The sequence below is a fragment of the Plantactinospora sp. KLBMP9567 genome (assembly GCF_033446045.1).
Classification (GTDB): domain Bacteria; phylum Actinomycetota; class Actinomycetes; order Mycobacteriales; family Micromonosporaceae; genus Plantactinospora.
Genome location: NZ_JAWQRR010000023.1, coordinates 118,772 through 134,840, shown reverse-complemented (window position 1 = coordinate 134,840; position 16,069 = coordinate 118,772). Strand labels below are relative to the sequence as shown.

The window sequence follows — 16,069 nt, the reverse complement described above, 5'->3', positions numbered from 1 at the left end:
TCTCCGCCAGCACACCGGCGGCGCGGACCGACGCAGCGGCACCGCAGACCGAACCAGCGGCGCCGCAGGCCGACGCAGCGGCAGCGCAGGCGCCGCAGCCCGAGGCAGCCGCGCAGCCCGGCGGACCGACCGGACGCGAGGTGCCGGCGTGAGCACCGGGGAACAGCCGCTGCTGGCGGCGGTCGCGCTGCACAAGGCGTACGGGACGACTCCGGCGCTCGACGGGGCGAGCCTGGCGATCCGGGCCGGTGAGGTGGTGGCCGTGATGGGTCCCTCCGGCTCGGGCAAGTCGACCCTGCTGCACTGCCTGGCCGGGATCGTCCGGCCGGACGCCGGTGCGGTGCGCTACCGCGACCGGGAACTCTCCGCCATGTCGGACGCCGAGCGCAGCGCCCTGCGCCGCAGCGAGTTCGGCTTCGTGTTCCAGTTCGGCCAACTGGTGCCCGAACTGACCTGCCTGGAGAACGTCGCGCTGCCGCTGCGGCTGTCCGGGGTACGCCGCCGCGAGGCCGAGCGCCGGGCGGCGGAGTGGCTGGCCCGCCTCGAGGTCACCGACGTGGCGGGGCAGCGCCCCGGCGAGGTATCCGGCGGGCAGGGGCAGCGGGTCGCGGTGGCCCGGGCCCTGGTCACCGCCCCCCGGGTGGTCTTCGCCGACGAGCCGACCGGTGCGTTGGACTCGCTCAACGGCGAGCAGGTGATGCGGCTGCTCACCGGGACGGCCCGGGAGGCCGGCGCCGCCGTCGTACTGGTCACGCACGAGCCGCGGGTCGCCGCGTACGCCGATCGGGAGGTCGTGGTGCGGGACGGCCGCACCCGCGAGACCGTGCTGGCGGACCGGTGAGCCGGCCTCGCGCCACCGGGTGGGCGGCCGACCTGGCCCTCGGTGCCCGGCTGGTCTTCGCCGGTGGCCGCAACGGACTGCTCCGGACCCTGATGACCGCCCTCGGGGTGGGCCTCGGGGTGGCGCTGCTGCTGACCAGTACCTCCGTCTCCACCATGCTGGACGCCCGCTCGGAGCGGACCGCCGCCCGCGACGACCAGTTCATCGGGGTCGACCAGCCGCCGCCCGGCGACCGGACCCTGCTGGTCACGGCGGCCGACACCGTCTACCGGGACGAGGCGATCCGGGGCCGGCTGCTCCAGCCGGACGGCGCGCATCCGCCGGTACCCCCGGGGCTGACCCGGCTGCCCGGCCCCGGTGAGCTGGTGGTCTCCCCCGCGCTGGCCCGGCTGCTCGACTCGCCGGACGGGGCACTGCTCCGGCCCCGGCTCGACCATCCGGTCGTCGGCACCATCGCCGACCAGGGCCTCTCCGGCCCCAACGAGTACGCCTACTACCTCGGTACGGACCAGCTCCGGCCAGGCGGCGGCACGCTGCGGATCGACCACTTCGGTGCCGAGTCCAGTGCCGAGGGGCTGGACCCCGTGCTGATGCTGCTCGTCCTGATCATCTTCGTGGTGCTGCTGCTGCCGATCGCGGTCTTCATCGCCGCCGCCGTACGCTTCGGCGGCGAGGCCCGGGACCGCCGCCTCGCCGCACTTCGGCTGGTCGGCGCGGACGCGGTGACGACCCGCCGGGTCGCGGCCGGCGAGGCACTGGTCGGCGCGCTCTTCGGTCTGCTCGGCGGTGCGGCCTTCTTCCTGCTCGGCCGGCAACTCGTCGAACGGGTCACGCTGGAGGGGATCAGCGTCTTCGCCGGGGACGTCCGGCCCAGCCCGGCGCTCGCCGTACTGATCGTGCTGGCGGTGCCGGCGGTCGCCGTAGCGGTCGCCCAGCTCGCGCTGCGCCGGGTCGTCGTCGAACCGCTCGGCGTGGTACGCCGGTCCGCCAACCGCCGACGCCGGCTCTGGTGGCGGTTGACCCTGCCGATCGTCGGCGTCGTGCTGCTCGCCCCGCTGCGCGGCGGGATCGACCAGACCGGTGGCCCGGTCAACCAGGCGCAGGTGATCACCGGAGTGGTGCTGCTGCTGGTCGGGGTCGCCGCGCTGCTGCCCTGGCTGGTCGAGGCCGTGGTCCGCCGGCTGCGCGGCGGCAGCGTCTCGTGGCAGCTCGCCATCCGCCGGCTGCAGCTCGACAGCGAGTCCTCGGCCCGGATGGTGAGTGGGGTCGCGGTCGCGGTGGCCGGCGCGATCGCCCTGCAGATGCTCTTCGCCGGTGTCCAGCACGGCTACGTCCGGGCCACCGGCCAGGACGTCAGCCGGGCCCAGACGATGGTGCTGATCCGCGGCGGGCTCGGCGGAGCCGACGCCGGCTCGCTGGCCGAGCGGTTCCGGACCGTACCGGGGGTCGACGGGGCGGTCGGCGTCCTCGACACCACCGTGTCGCCGGTCGGTTCGGCGCCCGACGAGTACGGCGAGCGGCCCGCGACCCTGCTGCGGATCGCCGACTGTGCGGCGCTACGCGAACTCGCCAGCCCGGACCGCTGCGTGGACGGCGACATGTTCCGGATCGTCGACGAGCAGTCACCGGAGCAGGCGAACCCGCCGGCACCCGGGCAGGAGGTGGAGATCGGCTTCCGGAACCCGGAGAACACCACCCGGTGGACCGTCCCGACCGGTCTGCGGACCGTACCGGGCCGCACCGACCCGGCCGGCAACCAGTTCACCGGCCTGCTCGCCACCCCGGGTGCGCTCGACCCGACCACGCTGCGCGGGCTCGGCGGCAGGGTCTACCTCGGCATGGACCTGGCCAACCCCGACACCATCGAACTGGTCCGCAACGTGGCGGCCGGATTCGGTCCGGCGGCCCAGGTGCAGACGCTGCGTGCCACCGAGGAGGTCACCCGGTTCGGCCAGATCCGCCGCGGGCTCTACGTCGGGGTGGTCGCCACCCTGCTGCTGCTCGGCGCCAGCCTGCTGGTCGGCATCCTGGAGCAGTTGCGGGAACGGCGCCGGTCGCTCGCCGTACTGGTGGCGTTCGGCACCCGGCGCGGCACGCTGAGCGCCTCGGTGCTCTGGCAGACCGCCGTACCGGTGCTGCTCGGCCTGGCCCTGGCGATCGTGCTGGGTACGGCGCTCGGCGGCATCCTGCTGACCCTGGTCAGCCAGCCCGTACGCCTCGACTGGCCCAGCATCGGCACCATGTCCGGGATCGCGGCCGGCGTCGTCCTGCTGGTGACGGGGGCGAGCCTGCCGGTGCTGTGGCGGTTGCTCCGGCCGACCGGGCTCCGCACCGAATGACTCGGTTGCTCCGGCCGATCGGGCTCGGCACGGAATGACTCGGGTGCTCCGGCCGGTCCGGGCTCCGCACGGAATGACCACGACGGGCAGGTCGGGCGCTGGGGATGGTTCCCCGCGGTCGACCGGCTCCGACCCGGCCCGGTTCCGGAGTGGGTGCTCCCGGGACCGGGCCGCCCCCTTCCCGGTGTGGGCCCGGTATGGGTCTGTCAGGCCCCGGCCCGCCGGGCCAGTCGGGCGTCCCGCTTCTCCTCGAACCGGGCCGCCGCCCGGTCCAGCCCGTCGAGCTGCGCCGCCAACTGCTCGCGGGCGGCCTCGCCGTCGGAGTCCAGGCCGGTGACGTTCCAGACGTCCCACTGCCGCAGCACCGGCAGCAGCACGTCGTCGCGGTGCTGGCGCAGGTCGTAGATCCCGGCCATGGCCATCGCCACCGACTTGCGGGCGAAGCCCTCGATGCCGTTGCCGGGCATCTGGAAGTCGGCCACCACGTCGGCGACCGCCCGCATCGCCTGGCCCGGTGCCAGTTCGAAGGCGGCGCCGAGCAGGTTGCGGTAGAAGACCATGTGCAGGTTCTCGTCCGCGGCGATCCGGGTGAGCAGTTGTTCGCAGCGCGGGTCGCCGGTGACCCGGCCGGTGTTGCGGTGCGAGATCCGGGTGGCGAGTTCCTGGAACGAGACGTACGCCAGCGAGTGCAGCACCTCGTCGTCGTGCGGGTTGTCGTAGCCGGCGGACATGTGTGTCATCCGGGCCCGCTCCAGCGCCACCGGGTCGACCGCCCGGGTCACCGTGAGGTAGTCCCGGATCGCCGTGCCGTGCCGCCCCTCCTCGGCGGTCCACCGGTGCACCCAGGTCCCCCAGGCGCCGTCCCGACCGAAGAGCGTCGCGATCTGGTGGTGGTACGACGGCAGGTTGTCCTCGGTCAGCAGGTTGACCACCAGCGCGGTCCGGGCCACCTCGGGCACCGTGCTGTCCCCGGGCGCCCACGCCTCGCCGTCGAGGATCCCGTCGAAGGTCCGCCCCTCACCCCACGGCACGTACTCGTGCGGGAACCACTCCTTGGCCACCCGGAGGTGCCGGTCGAGATTGTCCGCGACGACCGGCTCCAACTCGATCAGCAGGGCGGTCTGGCTGAGCGGTGCGGTGGGGGTGACGGTCACGGGCTCTCCCTACGCTGGCGTAAGTTACGTTCGCGTAGGTTACGGCCGTCACCCCCGGTCAGGCAAGATCAGCCCACCGTCGGCCAGAGGTCCGCCGCCGGCGGCTGCCAGACGTCCGACGCCGCCGCCACCTGGTCGCCGGAGCGGATGTCCTTCACCTCGTCGCCGACCCCGTCCGCGCCCGGGAACCAGACGTACGGGATGCCGCGCCGCTCGGCGTACCGGATCTGCTTGCCGAACTTCGCCGCCGACGGCGACACCTCGGTCGGGATGCCCCGGCGGCGCAGCGCGTCGGCGATCCGGTTGCTCTCCGGCCGGCGTTCCTCGGCCGCCAGCGCCACCAGCACGCAGGTCGGCACGCTGCGGGAGATCGTCAACGCCTCCGCGCCGAAGAGCAGCCCGAGCAGCCGGGTGACCCCGATCGAGATGCCCACTCCCGGGAACCGGGCGTTGGCGTCGCTGGCGAGGTTGTCGTACCGGCCGCCGGAGCTGACCGAGCCGAAGCGTTCGTACCCGCGCAACTGGGTCTCGTAGACCGTACCGGTGTAGTAGTCCAGGCCCCGGGCGATGCGCAGGTCGGCCACGCAGAGCCCGGGCGCGTGCGCGACCGCGTTCTCCATCACCGCGACCAGCTCGGCCAGCCCCTCGTCCAGCATCGGGTCGGTCACCCCGAGCCCGCGCACCGCGTCGGCGAAGGACGGATCCGGTGTGGCGATCTCGGCCAGCGCCAGGCACGCCTTGGCCTGTGCCTCCGTCGCCCCGGCGGTCTCGGCCAGCAGCGCCGCCACCCGGTCCGGCCCGATCCGGTCCAGCCGGTCCAGCACGCGCAGTGCCGCCAGCGGGTCGGCCAGCCCGACCCCCCGGTAGAAGCCCTCCAGGATCTTGCGGTTGTTCACCTGGATTGTGATCGGCAGCCGCCCGTCGGTGCCACCGATCGGTAGGCCGCCGAGCGCGTCGCCGATCACCAGCGGAATCTCGGCCTCGTGGTGCGGCGGCAGGGTGTCCCGGTCCACGATGTCGATGTCGGCCTGGAGGAACTCCCGGTAGCGCCCCTCCTGCGGGCGCTCCCCCCGCCACACCTTCTGGATCTGGTAGCGCCGGAACGGAAACTGGAGCCGGCCGGCGTTCTCCAGCACGTACCGGGCGAACGGCACCGTCAGGTCGAAGTGCAGCCCGAGGGTGCCCTCGCCGGCCCCCGCCGGCCCCTCCTCCTGGAGTCGGCTGATCAGGTAGACCTCCTTGGAGGTCTCACCCTTGCGCAGGAGTTGCTCCAGCGGCTCGACGGCGCGGGTCTCCAGCGGCGCGAAGCCGTACAGCTCGAAGGTGCGGCGGATCCGCTCCAGCACGTACTGCTCGATCATCCGCTGCGGCGGGGTCCACTCCGGGAAGCCGGAGATCGGTGTTGGCTTGCTCATAATGCTCCTGTCGGGTCTCGCGCCAACGCGCGAGCGGGGATTACCAGCCCCGGGTGGGCGCGACCCGCGGCCCGTCGAGGTCGGCGACCTCGATCAGGTACGGGTTGCTCGCCCGCTCGCGGCCGATGCTGGTCGCGGGGCCGTGGCCGGGCAGCACGACGGTGTCGTCGGCGAGCGGGAGGATCTTCTCCCGCAGGCTCCGCACCATGGTCGGCAGGCTGCCGCCCGGCAGGTCGGTGCGGCCGATCGACCCGGCGAAGAGCACGTCGCCCGCCAGGCAGATCTGCTCCGCCGCCCAGTCCACCCCGGGTGGAAGGGGCAGGTCGGACCGGACAGCCGGGCCCGCGCCCGGAAGCCGGAACAGCACCGACCCGCCGGTATGGCCCGGCGCGTGGTCGACGGTGATCTCCAACCCGGCCAGTGCCAGGGTCGCCCCGTCGGTCAGCTCGGCCACCTCCTCCGGCTCGGCGTACGGCAGCCGGCCGCCGAAGAGCTGGGCGAGGTCCATCGAGAGCGCCTTGGCCGGGTCGGCGAGCAGCTCGCGGTCGCCCGGATGCACGTACGCCGGAATGCCCCGGGCGCCGCAGACGGGCGCGACCGAGAAGGTGTGGTCGAGATGACCGTGGGTCAGCAGCACGGCGGCCGGCCGCAGCCGATGCTCGGCCAGCAGATCATCGAGCCGGTCCAGCACCCCGACGCCGGGGTCGACGACGACACACTGTTCCCCGGGCGCGGTGGCCACCACATAGCAGTTGGTGCCGAAGGCGTCCGCGGGGAAGCCGGCGACGAGCACGTCCGCTCCTCCCCTCCGACGGTCTCAGTAGCGGTTTGGCCCTCAGGTCTCAATGTCAGTTTCGACCCCACCATATCGGGGCGGCCCGCGCGGGCGACCGCCCATACACACCTGCCCCGGCAGCCATCAGGGGACACAGTGATAATCTCCGATGGTTTCGGGGTGACCTCGTACAACACTTTCCCAGCGGTTACCCGTACACTCTGGCGGGCGTGTGGCGTGGCGCACTTGACGCCGGGGCGGCGGATCGTGCCGTGGCCAGGACGACCGCCGGCACGGCGACCTCAGGTAAGACGACGACCAGGGCACATGGAAAGGGGAGCGCGGGTGGCTTCCAGCAGAGACCGGCAGCGCAAACTCGCGCGGGCCAAGCTCGACCGGCAGATGGCCCGCCGGGCGGCCGCCGCCCGGCGCAAGCGACAGATCCGGGCCGGTATCGGCTCCGCCGTCGCGCTGCTGCTGATCGTGCTGGGCTCGTTCTGGGCGCTCGGCGGTTTCGACCGTGACCCGGCCGACGACGCCGCCGCCCCCGAGACGTGCGCCTGGACCGCCCAGGACGCCCAGGCGAACACGAACCTGAAGGACGTCGGCACCCCGCCCACCCGGGACCTGCCCACCACCGGCACCCGGCCGATGACGATCACCACGGACCAGGGCGCCCCGGTCACCGTCGAACTGGACCTGGCGAATGCACCGTGTGCGGCGGCCAGCTTCAGCCACCTGGCCGGGAAGTCGTTCTTCGACAACACCAAGTGCCACGAACTGACCAGCGAGGGAGCGCTGCGCTGCGGCGACCCGAGCGGTACCGGCCAGGGCGGCCCGACCTACACGTTCTTCAGCGAGAACACCCCGGACGCCCCGGCGCCGAGCCCGTCCGCCGACCCGTCGGCCAGCGCCAGCCCGTCGGCGAGCCCGTCCCCCAGCCCGACCGCGACCACCCCCGCCGCGCCGCTCTACCCGGTCGGCACCGTCGCGATGATCGGCAACCCGCCCGGCGCCAACGGCAGCCAGTTCCTGATCTTCTTCAAGGACTTCAGCCCGAGCCAGCCCAACTACCCGATCGTCGGCCGGGTGAGCGGCGGGCTCGACGTGATCAAGAAGATCGGCGCCATGGAAACCGTGGACAATGGTTCCGGCGTCAAAATCAAGCCGAAGACCGACGTGGTGATCCAGAGCCTCACCGTCGGTGAGCCGGCGTCGGCCGACCCGACGGCGGTACCGTCGGCGGCGACCCCGACGCCGACCGCGCCGTCGGCCAGCCCGACGGTCGCCGGACAGTCCTGAGAACCGCAGAGACCAGCCCAGCCGCGGACCCGGCCGCGCTGCACATAGTCCAGGAGGAGCCACCGTGACGTCCACCAGAGAGCGGCAGCGCGCCGCGGCGCGGGCCAAGCTGGAACGGGAGATGGCCGAGCGCGCCGCCGCCGCCCGCAAGCGCCGGCAAGTGCAGGCCAGCATCGGCGCGGGGGTGGCGTTGCTGTTGGTGGTCGCCGGCTCGGTGTGGCTGGTGATGAGCCTCGGCGACGACAAGGACGCCTCGACCGAGGCGGGCGCGGCCACCTGCGCCTGGACCGACATCCCGGCCGAGCAGCGCAACGCGGCGACCAAGGACGTCGGGCTGCCGCCGACCTCGGTGAAGAACACCGGCAGCCAGACGATGACGATCGACACCAACCTCGGTCCGATCACCGCCAAGATCAACCTTGCCGACGTGCCCTGCACCGCCGCCAGCTTCACCCACCTCGCCGAGAAGAAGTTCTTCGACAACACCAAGTGCCACCGGCTGGTCACCCAGGGCCTCCAGGTGCTCCAGTGCGGCGACCCGAGCGTCACCGGCGACAAGTGGAAAGAGACCGACGGCACCGGCGGGCCGACCTACCGGTTCGCCGAGGAGAACCTGCCGACGGACAAGCGGCCGCCGTACCCGGCCGGGGTGATCGCGATGGCGAACGCGGGACCCGCCAGCACCGGCAGCCAGTTCTTCATCGTGTACGGCGACTCGCAGCTCCCCGCCTCGTACACCGTGCTCGGCACCGTCACCGGCGGTCTGGACCTGGTCGCCCAGGTCGGCGCGGCCGGTGACGACGGCGCCTTCGCACAGCAGGCCGGTGGCGGCCACCCGAAGAAGGAAGTCCTGATCAAGTCGCTGACCATGAGCGCCCCGGTCGGCTGAGACCGGCCCGGTAGTCACCACGGCGCCGCGCCGCCCCGTCGAGGGGTGGCGCGGCGCCGTTCTTGTCGTTCGTGAGGGTGCGTGCGGCGTCGGCCCGCCTACCGGCCTCCGGGACGGCTCAGGCGCCCGAGGTGACCCGGTAGGCGTCGAAGACGCCGTCCACCTTGCGCACGGCGGCGAGCAGGTGCCCCAGGTGCTTGGGGTCGGCCATCTCGAAGCTGAACCGGCTGACCGCCACCCGGTCCCGGGTGGTGGTCACGGTCGCGGAGAGGATGTTGACCCGCTCGTCGGAGAGCACCCGGGTCACGTCGGCGAGCAGCTTGTGCCGGTCGAGTGCCTCGACCTGGATCGCCACCAGGAACGTCGAGGCCGAGGTCAGCCGCCAGCTCACCTCGACGACGCGCTCGGTCTGCGCCCTGAGGTCCTCGGCGTTCGCGCAGTCGTCCCGGTGCACGCTCACCCCGCCGGAGCGGGTCACGAAGCCGAAGACCGTGTCCGGCGGCACCGGAGTGCAGCAGCGGGCCAGCTTGATCCAGACGTCGCTGACCCCCCGGACCACCACGCCCGGGTCGTTGCTGTTGCCCCGGCGCTGCGGGCGGGTGGCGACCGCGGTCTCGGCGAGGTCCTCGGCGGCCCCCTCCTCACCGCCGTAGCCGGCCATCAACTTCTGCACCACCGACTGCGCCGAGACCTGGCTGTCGCCGACCGCGGCGTAGAGCGAGGCGACGTCGGCGAGGTGCAGGTCCCGGGCGATGGTCATCAGGTTGTCCGTGGTCAGCATCCGCTGCAACGGCATGCCCTGCTTACGCATCGCCTTGACGATCGCGTCCTTGCCGGCCTCGATCGCCTCCTCGCGGCGCTCCTTGTTGAAGTACTGCCGGATCTTCGTCCGGGCCCGTGGGCTCTTGACGAAGCCCAGCCAGTCCTGGGTCGGGCCGGCGGTGTCGGACTTCGAGGTGAAGATCTCGATCACGTCGCCGTTGGAGAGCGTCGACTCCAGCGGCACCAGCTTGCCGTTCACCCGCGCACCGATGCACTTGTGCCCGACCTCGGTGTGCACCGCGTACGCGAAGTCCACCGGCGTCGACGCGGTCGGCAGCGGGATCACGTCGCCCTTCGGCGTGAAGACGTAGACCTCCTGGCTGGACAGGTCGAAGCGGAGCGCGTCGAGGAACTCGCTCGGATCGGCCGCCTCGCGCTGCCAGTCCAGCAACTGCCGCAGCCACGTCATCTCGTCGATGTGGGCCGGCGGGCCGACGATCGTCTCGCCCTTCTTCTCCTTGTACTTCCAGTGCGCGGCGATGCCGAACTCGGCCGTACGGTGCATCGCGTACGTGCGGATCTGCATCTCCACCGGCTTGCCGGAAGGCCCGATCACCGTGGTGTGCAACGACTGGTACATGTTGAACTTCGGCATCGCGATGTAGTCCTTGAACCGGCCCGGTACGGGCTGCCAGTTCGCGTGGATCACACCGAGGGCCGCGTAGCAGTCCCGCACGGTGTCGACCAGAATCCGCACGCCGACCAGGTCGTAGATGTCGTTGAAGTCCCGACCCCGGACGATCATCTTCTGGTAGATCGAGTAGAGGTGCTTCGGCCGACCGGTGGTCTCCGCCTTGATCTTGGCGGAGCGGAGGTCGACCTGCACCTTCTGGGTCACCTGCCGCAGCAGCGCCTCACGCTGCGGCTGGTGCTCCCCGATCAGCCGGTTGATCTCCTCGTAGCGCTTGGGGAAGAGGTTGGCGAAGGCCAGGTCCTCCAGCTCCCACTTGATGGTGTTCATACCGAGCCGGTGCGCCAGCGGCGCCAGGATCTCCAGCGTCTCCTTGGCCTTCTGCTCCCGCTTGGCAGGAGGCAGGAAGGTCAGGGTACGCATGTTGTGCAACCGGTCGGCGAGCTTGATGACCAGTACCCGGGGGTCCTTGGCCATCGCCACGACCATCTTGCGGATCGTCTCCGCCTTGGCCGCGTCACCCAGCTTGACCTTGTCCAGCTTGGTGACGCCGTCGACCAGCAGGGCGACCTCGGCGCCGAAGTCGGCGCGCATCTGGTCGAGCCCGTAGTCGGTGTCCTCGATGGTGTCGTGCAGCAGCGCGGCGACCAGGGTGGTGGTGTCCATCCCGAGGTTGGCCAGGATGGTGGCGACCGCCAGCGGGTGGGTGATGTAGGGGTCACCGGACTTGCGGTACTGCCCGGAGTGCCACCGGGCGGCCATGTCGAAGGCGCGTTGCAGCAGCCGCGCGTCCGCCTTGGGGTGCGACGCGCGGTGTGTCGCGATCAGCGGCTCCAGCACCTCGCTCACCTGCGGGGTCTGCCAGGGCGCGTTGAACCGGGCCAGCCGGGCCCGGACCCGGCGCCCGGTCGGCGCGTTGGCCAGGGCGAAGCTCGTCGCGGGCGGCTGCGGAGCCCCGCCCGCCATTCCGGCGAACTCGGCGGCCGCGCCAGCCCCGACGGTGGCACCGACGCCAGCCGGCACGGCCGGAACGACGGTGGGACCGGTGAGCGGTCCGGCAGCCGGAGCGGCGGCATCGGTCTGGTTGCCGGCGGCCGGCCGGGCCACGAGCGGTCCCGTCACCCCACCGGCCCGGCCGGGGCCGGTCTGAGCCTGCTCGACGGCGGCCGTCGGCTCCACGGGCCCGGAGGGCCCACCAGGACGAGTGGGTCCGCCGGCCGGAGACTGGGCACCACCGGCGCTGGTCGTAACGTCGGCAGGAGTATCAGCCTCGTTGGTGGGATGCACCATGCCCTCCGCCGGAGGGGCGACATCGGAAGACACCGGCCTCCTCAACACTTCGCCGGGAATGACCCGACCGTAGCCGGTCGAGCCGGTCCTACGCCAGTCACGGGCATGTCGCCCGGGCCAGCCACGAAGGGCAATCGTACCCGCCCGGACAACCTGGTGACCGTCCTCCGGACGTACGGCGCGGCCGACCGGTCACCGGGGGGTTAAACGGTCAAGAGGGCATGAACCGACCGGGGCGCGAGCCGCTCGCGACCGTTCAGAAAGCCCAGCTCCATCAGCACGCTGAACCCGGCCACCGTGCCGCCGGCCCGCTCGACCAGGTCCAGGGTGGCCTGCGCCGTCCCGCCGGTGGCGAGTACGTCGTCGACCACCAGGACCCGGTGTCCGGCGGTGAACGCGTCCTGGTGCACCTCCAGGGTGGCCTCGCCGTACTCCAGGGCGTACGAGGCGGCGTACGCGGCCCGGGGCAGCTTGCCGGCCTTGCGCACCGGCACCACCCCGACTCCGGTGGCGTACGCGATCGCGGCGGCCACCACGAAGCCGCGCGCCTCGATCCCGACCACCACGTCGAACGAGTTCCGCCCGTGGTGGTCGACGATGTCGTCGATCACCGCCCGGAACGCGGCGCCGTCGGCGAACAACGGCATCAGGTCCTTGAACACGATGCCGGGTTTCGGGAAGTCGGGCACGTCCAGTACCCGGCTGGCCACCAACTGCGCGGTGACCGGGCCGCTGTCGCCGCGTACCTCGGTCGGGGTCTCCGTCACACTGCGTCCTCTCCAGGCGAAGGCGCCCGACCCGCCGCCTGGGCGGCGCGTCGGGCGCCTTTCGATCCGTTCGTCCGGCTCAGTGCCGCTTGTCGGCTCAGTGCCGCTTGTCCGGCTCAGCGCCGCTTGCCACCGGGCCGGTTGCCGCCGGAGCGACCGCCTCGGGCGCCACCGGAGCGCTTGCCCGACGGCCGGGAGCCGACCTTCGGCGCCGACCCGGCCAGCGCGGTCGCCTCGGCCGCCGGCACCGGAGCCTCCTCGGCCGGCTGGTCGGCCGGCCGCTCCGCGGCCGGCCGGGCCTGGCCGGGCTGCCGGGCGGGACGGCGCGTGGCGGAGCCGTCCCGGCCACCACCGGCCCGGCGGGCCAGCACCCGCTGGGTGTGCTGCCGGATCCGCGGCTCCCGCTCCTTCAGCGACACCAGCAGCGGCGTGGAGAAGAAGATCGACGAGAAGAACGCGGCGCCCATACCGACGAAGAGCACCAGGCCGAGGTCCTTCAGCGTGCCGGCGCCGAGCAGTCCGGCACCGATGAAGAGCAGGCCACCGACCGGCAGCAGGGCGACCACCGAGGTGTTGATCGACCGCATCAGCGTCTGGTTGAGGGCCAGGTTGGCCGCCTCGGGGTACGTCTGGCTGCTGCCACCGGTGATGCCCCGGGTGTTCTCCTGGATCTTGTCGAAGACCACCACGGTGTCGTAGAGCGCGAAACCGAGGATGGTGAGGAAGCCGACGACGGTCGACGGGGTCACCTCGAAGCCGACCGCCGAGTAGATGCCGGCGGTGAGCAGCAGGTCGAGGGCGAGACCGGAGACCGCCGCGATCGCCATCCGCAGCTCGAACCGGAGCACCAGGTAGCCGGTGACCAGCACGAGGAAGATCACCAGACCGATCAGCGCCCGCTGGGTGATCTGGGCACCCCAGGCCGCGCTGACCCGGTTGTCGCTGATGTCGTTGACCGGGATGCCCAGCTCCTGCGCGACCGCCGTCCGTACGTCGGTGGCCTGCTGCTGTTCGAGCGGCGAGGTCCGGAACAGGTAGGTGGCGTTGGCTCCGTTGCCGACCTGCTGGCTGGAGACCACCTCGGCCGGCCCGTCCGGGGTCGACTCGTCGGCGAGCGCGTTGTGCACCGCCTCCTCGGCCCGCTGCATGGTGCCGACCGAGGTCGGCACCTGGAACTCGTTGCCGCCCCTGAACTCGATGCCGAGGGTGAAACCCTGGATCACGAAGCTCAGCAAGGTCAACAAGACCAGGCCACCGCAGATGCTGAACCACAGCTTGCGGCGGGGGACGATCGCGAGACCGGCCTCACCGCGGTACAAGCGGCTGGCGAGCCCACTCCTGCTCATCTCAGGCCTCCTTCACGCGGGTCTTGCCGGTCGTCGGCGCCTCGTCGTCGTCCCCGGTATGCAACGCCCGGCCCAGCCCGCTGACCCGCGGCGACAGGAATGCCGGAGTACGCGCGAACATCGTCATGATCGGATGCCGGAACAGGAAGACGACCACCAGGTCGAGGATGGTGGCCAGGCCCAGCGCGAAGGCGAAGCCCTGCACCGTGCCGACCGAGACGAGGTAGAGCACCACGGCGGCCATGATCGAGATGGCGTTCGCCGAGATGATCGTCCGCCGGGCCCGGGCCCAGGCGCGGGGTACCGCGCTGCGCGGGCTGCGCCCCTCCCGGATCTCGTCTTTCAGACGTTCGAAGTAGATGACGAAGGAGTCGGCGGCGACACCCAGCGAGACGATGAAACCGGCGATTCCGGCCAGGGTCAGGGTGAAGCCGATCTGCCGGCCGAGCACCACCAGCGCGCCGAAGACCAGGACGGCCGAGAGGATCAGGCTGAGGAAGATCACCGAGCCGAGCAGCCGGTAGTAGAAGAAGGCGTAGATGATCACCAGGAGCATGCCGATGCCGGCGGCCAGCAGGCCGGCCCGCAGGTGCTCGGTGCCGAGCGTGGCGGTGATGTTCTGCGCCTCCTGCGGCTGGAACGTCAGCGGCAGGGCACCGTAGCGGAGCTGGCTGGCCAGCTCGTTCGCGCTGGCGTTGTTGAAGCTGCCGGTGATCTGGGAGTCACCGGTCAGCACTCCCTGGATCTCCGGCGAGGAGATGATCTGGTTGTCCAGCACCACCGCCACCCGGCACCGGCCCTCGTCGCCCAGGGCCGCCTGGTCGCACTGGCTGTCGGTGTTGTTGTACGCCTCGCGGGTCAGGTTGGTCCACTTGCTCTGGCCGTCGCCGGTGAAGTCCAGGCTGACCACGTACTGGCTGGTGGTCTGGTCGAGCACCCCGTCGGCGTCCTCGACGTCGGTCCCCTCCACCTTGGCGACGTCCAGCAGGTTCTTCTGCTGGCCACTCTCGCAGGCGACCACCTGCTCGCTCGACTCCTTGATCGAGCCGGGCGGCCGCTGGTCGAGCTTCTCGCAGGTGATGGTCGGTACGTTGAACTGGATGCTGGCCGGCAGGACCCGGATCTCCTGCGGAGTCAGGTCGGCGAACGGCTTGAGCTTCTCGGCGAGCGCCGGGTCCGCGCTGAAGTCCGCCGGTGCCTGGAGCGCGGTGGCGGCGGCCCATGCCTCGGCGCCGACCTTCTGCTCCACCGCCGCGCGCTGCTGCTCCAGGGTCTGGTCGGCCGGAGCCGCCGGGGCGGCGCTGGCCGAGGCGCTCGGTGCCGGCGAGGCACTGCCGCTCGGCGTGGGCGTGGGGGCCGGAGCGCCGCCGCCCTGTCCACCGCCGGCACCCGGCGACGAGGTCACCGCCGGAGACGGGCTGCCGGACGGGCTGGCGCTGCCGGAGGGAGTCGGGCTGCCGGACGGGGCCGGGCTGGCCGTCGGCGCGGCGTTGACCGGACCGCCACCGTCGACGGTCTTGAGCACCTTGCGGAACCGCAGCTCGGCCGGGGTGCCGACGTCGTTGAGGTCGGCGTTCTGACCCGGAACCGAGATCACGATGTTGCGGTTGCCCTCGGTGACCACCTCGGCCTCGGCGACGCCACGGCCGTCCACCCGGGCCTGGATGATCTGCCGGGCCCTCTCCAGGGAGCTGGCGGGGGGCGCCTCGCCGGCCTCGGTGGCCGCTTCCAGGGTCATCCGGGTGCCGCCGACGAGATCCAGGCCGAGCTTCGGCTCAAGCCGGTCCATCCAGCTGCCCTTGGCCCCGGCGGCGAAGAACACCAGAAGGTAGAGGACGGTGAAGATCAACCCGAGCACGGCCAGCTGCCGCCCGGGTCGCATCTGTCCCTGAGGTGGTGCCACGGCTTTCCTGTCTCCCTGCGCGGTTCGGCCGCTAGTGGTGGGCGGCGGGTCGGAGGCCGGCGGAGTCCGGCGACATGCGTACCGCACCGGTGGGGGTCCCACCGGCCCGTCGATCTATTATCTTCGATGCCAAACCTGCCCCGTCGGGCGGGGTCGGTCGTTGAACCTTTTCAACCTGAACCGCGCGGCGCTCACGCACCTCGTCCGACCCTGCGGTCCGCCGGACCGCAGGGGGAGGTTGGAAAAGGTTCATTCCTTCGCGTCGACCTCTTCCGGCACCGACTCGACCCGCTCCGCGTTCTTGACGACCCGGGCGATCGCCGGCCGCGCGTACCGCGTCTGCACGCCGGGCGCCACCTCGAGCATCACGGTCTCGTCGTCCACGCTGGTGACGGTGCCGTAGAGCCCGCCGATGGTGACCACCTCGTCGCCGGGGCCGATCGAGGACTGCATCTGCTCGGCCTCGCGGCGCCGCTTCTGCTGCGGCCGGATCATCATGAAGTACATGACGACGAAGAGCAGGACAATCATGAGGAGCGGCATGAAACTCCCGGCTCCGCCGCTCGCTGCTGCCAAAGGCACTGTTACGACCTTC

General features: G+C 71.9%; 12 protein-coding genes. 4 read left to right on the top strand and 8 right to left on the bottom strand.

The features are described from left to right. Positions 1 to 148 precede the first annotated feature (148 nt). Together R6Y94_RS19785 and R6Y94_RS19780 are read left to right on the top strand one after the other, a co-directional pair. Positions 149 to 841: an ABC transporter ATP-binding protein gene (locus tag R6Y94_RS19785; protein WP_318397355.1), complete on the top strand. Its 693-nt coding sequence runs from the start codon at positions 149 to 151 to the stop codon at positions 839 to 841. Beyond that, the gene (locus R6Y94_RS19780) at positions 838 to 3,180 is read left to right on the top strand and encodes an ABC transporter permease (RefSeq protein ID WP_318397354.1); all 2,343 of its coding nucleotides are present in this window, start codon (positions 838 to 840) and stop codon (positions 3,178 to 3,180) included. Before R6Y94_RS19785 ends, R6Y94_RS19780 begins: the two co-directional genes overlap by 4 nt. A 206-nt stretch (positions 3,181 to 3,386) precedes the next feature. On the opposite strand, the gene R6Y94_RS19775 is transcribed toward R6Y94_RS19780, so the two are convergent. The 3 genes from R6Y94_RS19775 to R6Y94_RS19765 form a co-directional block, all read right to left on the bottom strand. Continuing rightward, positions 3,387 to 4,334: an acyl-ACP desaturase gene (locus R6Y94_RS19775; RefSeq protein ID WP_318397353.1), complete on the bottom strand. Its 948-nt coding sequence runs from the start codon at positions 4,332 to 4,334 to the stop codon at positions 3,387 to 3,389. A gap of 68 nt (positions 4,335 to 4,402) precedes the next feature. After that, the gene (gene hisS / locus R6Y94_RS19770) at positions 4,403 to 5,749 is read right to left on the bottom strand and encodes a histidine--tRNA ligase (protein ID WP_318397352.1); all 1,347 of its coding nucleotides are present in this window, start codon (positions 5,747 to 5,749) and stop codon (positions 4,403 to 4,405) included. A gap of 40 nt (positions 5,750 to 5,789) precedes the next feature. Further along, complete coding sequence (locus R6Y94_RS19765; RefSeq protein WP_318397351.1) at positions 5,790 to 6,542, bottom strand: MBL fold metallo-hydrolase; 753 nt, start codon at positions 6,540 to 6,542, stop codon at positions 5,790 to 5,792. A gap of 327 nt (positions 6,543 to 6,869) precedes the next feature. Between R6Y94_RS19765 and R6Y94_RS19760 the strand changes: the two genes are divergently transcribed. Both R6Y94_RS19760 and R6Y94_RS19755 read left to right on the top strand, forming a co-directional pair. Next, a complete protein-coding gene (locus R6Y94_RS19760; RefSeq protein WP_318397350.1) occupies positions 6,870 to 7,826 on the top strand; it encodes a peptidylprolyl isomerase in 957 nt (318 codons plus the stop codon). Between the two features lie 64 nt (positions 7,827 to 7,890). Then, a complete protein-coding gene (locus R6Y94_RS19755; protein WP_318397349.1) occupies positions 7,891 to 8,715 on the top strand; it encodes a peptidylprolyl isomerase in 825 nt (274 codons plus the stop codon). Between the two features lie 118 nt (positions 8,716 to 8,833). On the opposite strand, the gene R6Y94_RS19750 is transcribed toward R6Y94_RS19755, so the two are convergent. The 5 genes from R6Y94_RS19750 to yajC all read right to left on the bottom strand — a co-directional run bounded on the left by R6Y94_RS19750 (position 8,834) and on the right by yajC (position 16,017). After that, a complete protein-coding gene (locus R6Y94_RS19750) occupies positions 8,834 to 11,458 on the bottom strand; it encodes a RelA/SpoT family protein (protein WP_318397507.1) in 2,625 nt (874 codons plus the stop codon). A gap of 203 nt (positions 11,459 to 11,661) precedes the next feature. Further along, on the bottom strand, positions 11,662 to 12,225 hold the full coding sequence (locus R6Y94_RS19745) for an adenine phosphoribosyltransferase (RefSeq protein ID WP_318397348.1): 564 nt from the start codon (positions 12,223 to 12,225) through the stop codon (positions 11,662 to 11,664). Positions 12,226 to 12,341: 116 nt separating this feature from the next. Further along, positions 12,342 to 13,571 (bottom strand): protein translocase subunit SecF, encoded by a 1,230-nt coding sequence (gene secF / locus R6Y94_RS19740; protein ID WP_318397347.1) that lies wholly within the window; start codon positions 13,569 to 13,571, stop codon positions 12,342 to 12,344. 1 nt (position 13,572) lies between these two features. Continuing rightward, positions 13,573 to 15,474 (bottom strand): protein translocase subunit SecD, encoded by a 1,902-nt coding sequence (gene secD / locus R6Y94_RS19735; protein WP_318397346.1) that lies wholly within the window; start codon positions 15,472 to 15,474, stop codon positions 13,573 to 13,575. 249 nt (positions 15,475 to 15,723) lie between these two features. Next, the gene (yajC, locus tag R6Y94_RS19730; RefSeq protein WP_318397345.1) at positions 15,724 to 16,017 is read right to left on the bottom strand and encodes a preprotein translocase subunit YajC; all 294 of its coding nucleotides are present in this window, start codon (positions 16,015 to 16,017) and stop codon (positions 15,724 to 15,726) included. Between the last annotated feature and the right edge of the window lie 52 nt (positions 16,018 to 16,069).